Origin of the sequence: Psychrobacter sp. (genome assembly GCF_035469765.1) — a bacterium.
Lineage (GTDB): Bacteria > Pseudomonadota > Gammaproteobacteria > Pseudomonadales > Moraxellaceae > Psychrobacter.
In genome coordinates this window covers 1-10,119 of sequence record NZ_DATIRM010000103.1, presented here as the reverse complement: position 1 = coordinate 10,119, position 10,119 = coordinate 1, and the positions used below count along the sequence as shown (strand labels likewise).

The following is a 10,119-nucleotide window of genomic DNA, read 5'->3' as shown; positions in this document are numbered from 1 at the left end:
GAGATAAATTAAAGGGATATTCAGTAGAAGAAGGTAGCTTAATAGCTTGAATGTCTTTAAGTATTGGCGTTTTCCAAATGTCAGGTGCTGATAAATCTATGCTCTCATAAATGGCAGCAGTATTTAAACTTTCTAATGCTTTTAAATATCGTGGTAAGTCAGCAGCGATATTGCGCCCAACCACCACACATTCCAATAATGAGTTACTTGCCAAGCGATTTGCACCATGTAAGCCTGTATAGGCGACTTCGCCAGCGGCATACAGACCTGCCACATCCGTGACACCATTGGCATCAGTAACCACGCCGCCACAGCTGTAGTGAGCCGTTGGTGCAACCGGAATCGGCTCTTTGGTCATATCAATACCAAGCTCTAACAAGGTTTGGTAAATTTGCGGGAAATGCTCCTGCAAAAACACGGCTGGCAAGTGACTGACATCCAGATGCACATAGCCAAGACTATTAGCAATAATCTGCTCAGCTATGGCACGAGCGACAATATCTCGCGGTGCTAGTTCCGCACGCTCATCAATATCCAGCATAAAGCGGTTGCCAGTTTTTGGACAGTAAAGCCGACCACCTTCACCGCGCAATGCTTCAGAGATCAAAAAGCTGCTATCACCCAGTGCTAGACCAGTTGGATGAAATTGGATAAATTCTAAATTTGCCAAACGGCAACCTGCCTGCCATGCCATCATAACGCCATCGCCGACACAGACATTAGGCGCACTGGTTCGTTGAAATAACTGTCCTAAACCACCACTGGCTAAAACAACTGCGCGACTATAAAAGGTGATTTGGTGTTGGCTGCTATGGTCAAAGACAAGTGCGCCTTGGCATAAGCTATTATTATTATTTGCCTTTAAAAGGCTTAACGCTTCATGATAGGGCAACACAGTGATATTGGATGCGGCTTGCACTTTTACAGTCAAGGCTTCCATAACGTGTCGACCCGTTGCATCATCAGCATGAGCAACGCGTCTACAGCCATGACCGCCTTCTTTGGTTAAATGTAAATCAGCAGTTTGTAGTTCAGTTACAGGTTTTTCCTGATTCTCTTCATTCTTAATTTCTTTTGGAATTTGGGTAAAAGGTACGCCTTGCTCACATAGCCATTGGACGGCTTGCTGTCCAGCGCTTAAAATACTGGCCGTATTATTAGCTGCACATAATCCTGCACCAGCGATTAGTGTATCGGCGATATGGTCAGCAACTGAGTCATTTTTATCTAAGCTTGCAGCGATACCGCCTTGAGCATAATGGCTCGAGCAAACTTCCAGTGCTGCTTTACTTAATATCATAATGCTCAGCGACTCTGGTAAAGCAAGGGCAGTGCTTAGTCCTGCAAGACCTGCACCAATGATGAGTACATCTGTCTTTACGACAGTGTCAGAGTTCTGAGGCACGTCAGAGCCACCTTTAACGTTTGACCAGATTGCGTTCATATTATGCTGCCCCAACATTTGCAAAAAGCGCACGATCTTTGACGATGTCGCCGCTTGCTGTTACACGTTGTTTTTGTGATTCGGCAAAATCAAGCATACGTTGTAGTGGCTTTCTAGCTGCCGCTGCAAGCTCAGGCGTCATTAATACTTCACCACTATTATTCACCAAACATTGCTCAATACCTTTTAGACCATTCATCGCCATCCATGGACAAAAAGCACAGCTCTTGCAGCTGGCACTTTCACCAGCCGTCGGCGCAGCTAAGAAACGCTTATTTGGCGAGCGCTTTTGCATTTCGTGCAAGATACCCAAATCGGTCGCTACGATAAAGGTATCGGCATCCATCTCATAGGTAGATTGCAATAGCTTACTGGTCGAACCAACCACATCGGCAAGCGCAACGACACTGTCTGGAGATTCAGGATGTACCAATACTTTCGCAGTAGGATATTCAGCTTTTAATTGTTCAAGTTCAGTGGCTTTAAACTCATTATGTACCATACATGAGCCTTGCCAGAGCAGCATATCTGCGCCAGTCTCACGGGCAATGTATTTACCTAAGTGTCTATCCGGACCCCAAATGATAGGTTCGCCTTGCGCATGTAGATGACGAATAATATCAATACCGACTGAGGAGGTAACTACCCAATCAGCTCGCGCTTTCACTGCCGCACTGGTATTAGCATAAACCACCACCGTACGCTCAGGATGGGCATCACAAAAGGCAGAAAACTCATCGGCAGGGCAGCCCAAATCAAGCGAGCATTCTGCTTCCAAATCTGGCATTAGAACCGTTTTTTCCATACTGAGTATCTTTGCCGACTCACCCATAAATCGTACGCCTGCCACGACCAATGTCTGTGCACTATGTGCCTGACCAAAGCGTGCCATCTCAAGTGAATCACCAACACAGCCACCTGTAGCCAATGCTAAATCTTGAATAAAAGGATCGACATAATAATGTGCAACCAATACCGCGTTGTTATCTTTTAATAGCTGCTTAATATTTTCTTCAATCACAAGTCGTTCTGCACGCGGCAAGTCGGCAGGCATCTTTGCTTTCGCATATTCAATATTCATTTGAGTGGCAATGCGATTGTCAGTACTCATAATCGGTGCGTCATACGGATAAGTTTTCATAAGTGCAAACCTTTGATGCAGTAACGACACGTCATTTGCCGTTAAAAGTGAGTCAAATAAATACGACTAAAAGTCAACTATTTTAATTATGCTCATTTTGAGTATAAATACAAGCGGTTTTTTATAGGTTTATAACTTATTCATGACTGATTTTGTATAATTACAACCACGAGCTATGATAATCATCGATTCAAGCTATACTGAGCACATGATCAATGGCTTAGTATTTAAGCTTTATTTCATAATTAAAATAAAAGGTAATCATTAACGTCATGACGTTGTCTTATTCAAATGCTCATCAACAAGGTAGCGGTACGACCGAAGTCGTCGCGGTACTGGTCGCGATTACTGAACATACGGCGCGCGTTTTAACCGTTGATCAAGGTAAGCTTTTACCTAATGGCCCTCTCATGCCATTACATCGCTCGTTGCAAGCAGGCGTGCGTCAATGGGTTGAGGAGCAAACGCAGCAGCCACTTGGTTATTTGGAACAGCTATACACCTTTGTTGATACCAATAGACGCAATGATGATGGTCATGCGCTGGTTTACGTCAGCTATCTAGGCTTGGTGCAAGAGGCGAAAACGCAGCTACAAAGCCAAGCTTTATGGCGTGATTGGTATGATTATTTTCCATGGGAAAATCATTTAGACGGTATGCCGACTATCATTATGGATTACATTGTGCCGGCGTTATTGACTTGGGCGGATGATGCAAAAGAGTTTGATATTCAGCACCGCCGTCGTCAGCGTATTGGTTTATGCTGGGGCGTCAGTGAAATGTCCCTAAGTAATTCCGCTCAAAATAAAAGTACACTTTCAAATACAGAGACCAACAATCAACCAATAAATAACGAAGAATACGAGAATAGGGAATGGATTGCAGAACATGTCCTTCTGCGTTATGAGATGCTGTACGAAGCAGGCCTTATTGCAGAAGCACCGACCTATCCACCAAATCATTTGTCTAATGCTCAATCCAATAATGAGTTTAAATTACCTAGTAACTGGTCGCAGCTTATAGGGTCGCCGATGTACTATGACCATCGCCGCGTGATTGCGATGGCTATCTCAAGATTGCGTGCAAAAATTGAATATCGACCGCTCATTTTTGGCTTGATGCCAGATGTATTTACCTTGTCGCAGTTGCAGCAGAGTGTTGAAGCACTATCAGGAATACGCTTACATAAGCAAAACTTTCGTCGTCTGCTCGAATCTCAAAATCTTGTGCTAGAAACCGGGCAGAGTAGTAGTGCTCAACGTGGTCGTCCCGCCAAGCTTTATCGTTTTCGCCATGATATTGAACTGCAAAGTTTGCTGATGGATAGTAAATTGCCTAAACGTAAATAGCATAAATATCTACATAATTTTCCCCCATATCAAAGCTAGATAAACTTCGTAAGTTCACAAATTTTCGCCCATTTCTTGCGAGGCTCGACACTTTACGTTATATTTATGCTCATTTTGAGTTTAAGTAAACAAAGTTTATATCAATCATTGCGCAAAAATAAGGGCTAAAAATGACAGTTAAACAAGAGCCAGCATTGGCTAAGGTGTTACTTAAACCTTTGGTTAAAGCAGCATTAACAGAAGATTTAGGCAGGCGCGGTGATGTCACTTCACAAGCGACCATTCCAGCCAATATGCAAGCGCAATTACAAATCAAAGCGCGCCAAGCAGGCGTGATATGTGGTATGGATTTGGCGCGCTTATCTTTTGCTTTAATTGATGAGCAGATTGAATTTATTGCTCAAGTCCATGATGGTGAAGTGGTCGAAGCTGGCGCGGTATTAGCAACTGTCCACGGCAATGCGCGAAATCTACTGACAGCAGAGCGTACCGCACTTAACTTTATGACCCATCTTAGCGGTATTGCGACAGATACCAAAAAGATTGTCGACAGCGTTACAGAGTATCCAGCGCAAATTACCTGTACCCGTAAAACCATTCCAGGCTTACGTATCGTACAAAAATATGCCGTACGCTGCGGTGGTGGACGCAATCATCGTTTAGGGTTGGACGATGCAATTTTAATCAAAGACAATCACATTGCTATTGCAGGTGATATTAAAACAGCGATTGAGCAAGCACAAAAATTTGCTGGGCATCTGATTCCAATCGAAGTGGAAGTCGACACATTAGCGCAGTTAGAGCAAGCACTCGATACTGGTGTGAGCTTAGTGCTTTTGGACAATATGTCGCCTGAGATATTGTCGCAGGCAGTAGCGATGTGTAAAGGTCGCGCCAAAACGGAAGCATCCGGCGGTATCACGCCTGAAACCGTAAAAGCCGTCGCAAAAACGGGTGTCGATTTTATCGCGATGGGATATTTAACTCATAGCTCGACTGCATTAGATATCGGTCTTGATTTTAGAGCGTAAAATAGGTATTTGGTTCAATAGTTTAAATCATTGGTGAGTTGAAGCGTTGATTATTAGCATATTAAAAGAGCACCTTGCTATTGAGTTTATAGTGATTTATTTCTACAAGAAAACGTAAATAAAGTAATGATTTAATAGGCTTATCTGCCTATGCTACAATGCCGCTGCTACCGACTATTAGGTCATCGCTACAACCGTAGGGTGACCTTATCTTTTTGCCCAGTTTGACCAATAGACAAGCGAGCACTCAGTGGATACTGAAATTATTAAAATCATCTTGGCCTTTGTGGTCTTGATCAATCCTTTTGCAGCTTTGACGCTGTTTTTGGACTTGACGCGCGGCTACTCGATGATTGATCGACGTAAAGTAGCACGTATTGCCTGCTTGACTATTTTTATCACCATTAGCTTTTTTACTGTAGCCGGTGAAGTATTGCTAAAAGCGCTTGGTATCTCTATTGGCTCGTTCCAGTTGGCAGGTGGTATTTTAGTATTTCTAATTTCCTTAAATATGATGAACGGTGAAGGTAACCCAGCTAAGCCTGATCAAGAAAACTTCGATGTTGAGTATGACAAACATGCACCACCAAGTACAGCCTCAGCGGTAGTACCACTGGCTATCCCTATGATGATTGGTCCTGGTGGTATCTCGACAGTTATTATTTATTCTTCGCAAATCTCAGGTATATTGCGCGTTTCTGCGGTTATCGTTGCAGGTTTACTGATCAGTCTGTTTTGTTATTTAGCATTGATGGCGGCAGGTCGTATCAGTCGTTTATTGGGTGATACGGGACTCAATATTATGAGTCGAATTATGGGTATGCTACTGGCTGCAGTTGCTATTGAAATCATCGTTAACGGGCTACGCACGCTGTTCCCTGATTTGATCTAGTTTTTTAGACTATAAAAGCGATTTAATCTGTTAAGTAAAAAGCCAAATACTTTTAAAAAGGTGTTTGGTTTTTCTGTTTTTTAAGCGGCGTATTCGTTTTTGGTTAAAGGGTTTTGAGTAGAAAACTATGCTTTAGCTTTGATATAAATGCCAAGCCAAATAAAGCATCAATATACCGACCAAGGCATCAAGGATATTCCACGCTTTTGGTTTGGCAAATAAAGGTTTGAGTAACCTTGCGCCATAGCCGAGCGCAAAAAAGAAACAGAACGAAGCGCTGACCGCACCTACTGCAAAAGCAAGCTTACTACTGGCACCCGTTGAAACCATCCCAACCAGCACCAAGGTATCTAAATACACGTGGGGATTGAGCCAGGTAAAGCCAAAACATAGTAGTAACGCCTTTTTTAAGCTAGTGACGACTTGTCCATCGACGGTAAGGGCGTGTGATGAGCGCACACTGGCATACAAGCTTTGCAAGCCATAACCTAGTAAAAATAAGACGCCCGCCACCTTTGCACTATTGACCACTTGCGGATAGCGCACCGTTACCGCGCCAAAACCACCAATGCCAGCTGAAATTAAGAGTGCATCACTTACGGCGCAGAACAGACATACAAAAAATATGTGCTCGCGTTTAAGTCCTTGTTTAAGGACAAAGGCATTTTGAGAGCCAATGGCGATAATTAATGATAAGCCAAGCAAAAAACCAGAACTGTAATCAGTGATATTCATGATAACTGTTTTATCCTTCAAAAAACGCTGACGTTTGCTTACTGGCAGCGCGGTAAAAAGCTGTTAAGATGAGGGATTGAATGGTCGAATGCAATCAGTAAATAGGCGAGGAGCAGGGTAAGTTATGGTCATAAGTTTGACAAGAATGCTACAGTCATTTGGGCAAGCACAAGACGACCTGCCAACCGCCGCTGCCAAAAATGCTCAACAAACGGCAGCAAATAATACTGCGACTAACGAGAATGCACTTAGCAATATTGGGGATAGTAAGTCAGACAAGATGTCCAAATCTTCTGTTTCAGCACTTAGCGAGCCGCAGCGTACTGAGCGTATTTGCGATGCCTTAGCGCAAGTGTCTGATATTCGCACGCCAACCCCGTTGACTGATCGTTATTGGTCCAATCGTGCCCAGATGCGACCAACCAATAGACCACCTTTTGACCCAGATACCTTATGGTTTCTCAAACATGGACGCTGTCCGATTATGACTGAGCTTGTGAATGTGGTCGATGCAGCCACACTAAATGCCATGCCAATTGAGGCGGTTGCTATATTAGATAGAATTAATAGCAAACTAAAACGCTATCGCGAGTGGAGTAGTGAGCTCAATGATGAGCAACAGCAACAACATAATGAGCGGCAATTTGTCATTGATAAGCTGATATCCGAAAGCATTCCAGAAGCCTTGCGTCATTATGAGCAGCTGCAGCGCTTTAGCCCGCACCGCACCAAAAACAGCACCGTACAGGGTAAAATGACCGCAGGTGATATGCTCACAGATTTGTTTCTAGAGATTGATTATGAACTTGATGAGTTACTAGATGAATTGCATCAAACGGTAATGAACCGTCTGGCTTCAACACACCGTTATGTCAAAAGCCGTACACAAAATTAGTCGCCAGTTTCTTATACTGTTAAAAAATTAGCATCAGTAAACACAAACAACTCAATGCATAACAATATAGGGCTTTAATAAAGCCTTATTTTTTTGTTTAATAAAATCATCAAATACTATCAAAAATAATAATAAATTTGCCAATTAATACTATTAAATAATAAGGATGCTCTTATGACCCAAATCACTGCCATGCTTATCATGTTTGTTTTATATGGAGTGTTACCCGCAGCGGGTCTGTATTTAGGCTATCGTGGTATCAAAAAGGTGACGGCACCCAAAATGTTAGAGTATAAAGCGATGCCGCAATTGGGTTATATTCCCGAAAAAAGCTTACCGGTTGACGTCAAAGCTGCACTAACCCAAATTAATGAGAAAGGTGAAAAGCTGCGGCTCATTTATGGCGATACCAATAATGATGGCAAGATAGATGATAAAGATGCAGTGAGTGAAACCTATATCACCATTCAAAATCTAATGGATAAACATGTACCGCAAGCAGTAGCCGATTATCGCCGTTTGCATGATCTAGATGGCACGCTGGCTGATAATACTAAAATTAAGCATTCTGATGTCACTGGTAAAGAAGCGCTGTTGGATGTATTAAAAACCATTAATACCCAGTTTGATGACTTGCTTAATGCATCCTATCATCAAGATGGACAAAAACTACTGGCAACCAATCGATATCTACAACAGCGTTTTGACAATCCTAAAGTAGATGCAGATACGCAGTTGCTTAACAATACTACTAAAATAGAGCGGATTGAAAAGCTATAACACAATACTGTTAATAATAAAGATGTGAAATTGTGAGTGATAAATAGTCGAGATAATAATTTACGTTTGAACGATTAAGAGTGAGTTGCTATGAGTTTATTGATAGGCATTGGTGTCATAACGACAGTGAGCGTCTTTTATTTTGGTAGAAAAGGCTGGCATGCTTTTCATAAAGCGGTTGGCATTACGCCAGGTGTACTCATTTATAAAAATGCTAATGCGCCATTATCGTTAGCAAGCATCAGCTGGCAACAACTAAACCTAAATAAAAAGCACCTTAAGCCTTTAACAGATATGCAGCTACGCCAGCTGCAACGTATTGATGAAAAGGTAGCCAGTTATTACGCCTATCAGATAGAACTAAAATCACAAGAAAAGACGCCTGCAATTACTGAAGCGCAGTTCGTATTGCATAAAATGCTACATATACGGTTGCCCGAAATGCTTGATAGTCATTATAGATTGATGACGATTAGTCCAACCACTAACAACCTGAATTCTCAGCTACGAGTGGAGGCAGGTAAATTACTGCAAGAAGTATTAGATAATATTGAGCAGCGCTTGGATAACCTGCTAGAGCAGATGGAGCAGCAGCAATTACAGGATTTGCGAGTAATGAAAAGCTATATTGATAGTCATAATCACTAGAATTTTAGCGAATAGAGAATACTTATTAATACCACGTACAAAAAAGCTGCCAATGATTATGTATCATTGGCAGCTTTTTATTAACTACGCTAAATCTAAAACAGATTAGCGTTTATCATTGCGGTCACGGGTATTACGGGTGCCGCGACTGGCAGGACTACCACTACTTTTTGGTTTGGCACTACTACTGGTACTATTACGATTATCGCCACGAGTGTCAGTACGACGTGCTTTAAGCGGTTTATTTCTGATACGCTCTTGCTTTTCTTTAGCAGCACCATGCAGACCAGTACCATAACGTGGGCGTAAGTTCACTAGGTCTGTCAAAGTATTAATATCTTTTCTATCAAGCTCTAAGAAGCGACCTGTACGTAGCTCTTTTGGTAACGCGATATTACCATAGCTCGTACGTAATAGACGGCTGACTTTCAGACCTTGTGATTCAAATAGGCGGCGTACTTCACGGTTACGGCCTTCTTTAAGCTGCACATGATGCCATTTATTGACACCTTCACCACCGCCTTCTTTGATATCTTCAAATTTGGCCAAGCCATCTTCTAACATGACACCTGTTGTCATCGCTCGTGCCATATCTGGGGTAACATCACCCAATACCCGTACTGCATATTCACGGGTAACTTCGCTAGAAGGATGCATCAAACGATGCGCCATTTCACCATCGTTAGTAAATAATAATAGACCTGTAGAATTAATATCCAAACGCCCAACCATCACCCAACGATCATGAGTTAGCTTTGGTAAGCGTTCAAATACAGTAGGACGACCTTCTGGATCATTGGCTGAGCACACTTCACCTTCAGGCTTATAGTAAGCTAAAACGCGGCGCCGTTTCTCATTCTCGGCAGTATATTTAATCTGACGGCCATCAACGCGAATCTCATCACCTTGCTCAACGCGGTCACCAATAGTCGCAGGACCGTTATTAACGGTTACACGGCCTGCTTTAATGACTTCTTCCATCTGACGACGTGAACCAAGTCCCATACGGGCAAGTGCTTTCTGTAATTTTTCATCTTTCATAACGATTTCCTTGAATCGGTGGGTTTACATTTCTCAATGTATAAATTTGGACTGAGCATTATACGCTATTTTAATGGTTTTAGCACGCGGCTCAGTTCTTATAAACTGTATTAAATTCTAATTATATAGAAAAAGATAAAATAAAGTTTGTTAAATAAAAAAT

General features: G+C 42.3%; 10 protein-coding genes. 6 read left to right on the top strand and 4 right to left on the bottom strand.

The window, feature by feature from the left end; all coding sequences use genetic code 11:
• Both nadB and nadA read right to left on the bottom strand, forming a co-directional pair.
• Window positions 1-1,444: L-aspartate oxidase (gene nadB / locus VLN09_RS02885; RefSeq protein ID WP_325243703.1), on the bottom strand; the 1,444-nt coding region annotated here is incomplete at its 3' end.
• Between the two features lies 1 nt (window position 1,445).
• Complete coding sequence (gene nadA / locus VLN09_RS02880) at window positions 1,446-2,585, bottom strand: quinolinate synthase NadA (protein WP_325243702.1); 1,140 nt, start codon at window positions 2,583-2,585, stop codon at window positions 1,446-1,448.
• Between the two features lie 272 nt (window positions 2,586-2,857).
• Between nadA and VLN09_RS02875 the strand changes: the two genes are divergently transcribed.
• The 3 genes from VLN09_RS02875 (at window position 2,858) to VLN09_RS02865 (ending at window position 5,857) form a co-directional block, all read left to right on the top strand.
• A complete protein-coding gene (locus tag VLN09_RS02875) occupies window positions 2,858-3,934 on the top strand; it encodes an NUDIX hydrolase (protein WP_325243701.1) in 1,077 nt (358 codons plus the stop codon).
• 170 nt (window positions 3,935-4,104) lie between these two features.
• Complete coding sequence (gene nadC, locus VLN09_RS02870) at window positions 4,105-4,965, top strand: carboxylating nicotinate-nucleotide diphosphorylase (RefSeq protein ID WP_325243700.1); 861 nt, start codon at window positions 4,105-4,107, stop codon at window positions 4,963-4,965.
• A gap of 250 nt (window positions 4,966-5,215) precedes the next feature.
• Window positions 5,216-5,857: a MarC family protein gene (locus tag VLN09_RS02865; RefSeq protein ID WP_325243699.1), complete on the top strand. Its 642-nt coding sequence runs from the start codon at window positions 5,216-5,218 to the stop codon at window positions 5,855-5,857.
• Between the two features lie 132 nt (window positions 5,858-5,989).
• On the opposite strand, the gene VLN09_RS02860 is transcribed toward VLN09_RS02865, so the two are convergent.
• The gene (locus tag VLN09_RS02860) at window positions 5,990-6,592 is read right to left on the bottom strand and encodes a LysE/ArgO family amino acid transporter (RefSeq protein ID WP_325243698.1); all 603 of its coding nucleotides are present in this window, start codon (window positions 6,590-6,592) and stop codon (window positions 5,990-5,992) included.
• Between the two features lie 145 nt (window positions 6,593-6,737).
• On the opposite strand from VLN09_RS02860, the gene VLN09_RS02855 reads away from it, so the two are divergent.
• The 3 genes from VLN09_RS02855 (at window position 6,738) to VLN09_RS02845 (ending at window position 8,915) form a co-directional block, all read left to right on the top strand.
• Window positions 6,738-7,487: a hypothetical protein gene (locus VLN09_RS02855; protein WP_325243704.1), complete on the top strand. Its 750-nt coding sequence runs from the start codon at window positions 6,738-6,740 to the stop codon at window positions 7,485-7,487.
• A 174-nt stretch (window positions 7,488-7,661) separates the two neighbouring features.
• Window positions 7,662-8,267: a hypothetical protein gene (locus VLN09_RS02850; RefSeq protein WP_325243697.1), complete on the top strand. Its 606-nt coding sequence runs from the start codon at window positions 7,662-7,664 to the stop codon at window positions 8,265-8,267.
• 90 nt (window positions 8,268-8,357) lie between these two features.
• A complete protein-coding gene (locus VLN09_RS02845) occupies window positions 8,358-8,915 on the top strand; it encodes a hypothetical protein (RefSeq protein ID WP_325243696.1) in 558 nt (185 codons plus the stop codon).
• A gap of 105 nt (window positions 8,916-9,020) precedes the next feature.
• On the opposite strand, the gene rluB is transcribed toward VLN09_RS02845, so the two are convergent.
• Window positions 9,021-9,956: a 23S rRNA pseudouridine(2605) synthase RluB gene (rluB, locus tag VLN09_RS02840; RefSeq protein ID WP_325243695.1), complete on the bottom strand. Its 936-nt coding sequence runs from the start codon at window positions 9,954-9,956 to the stop codon at window positions 9,021-9,023.
• Window positions 9,957-10,119: the final 163 nt, after the last annotated feature.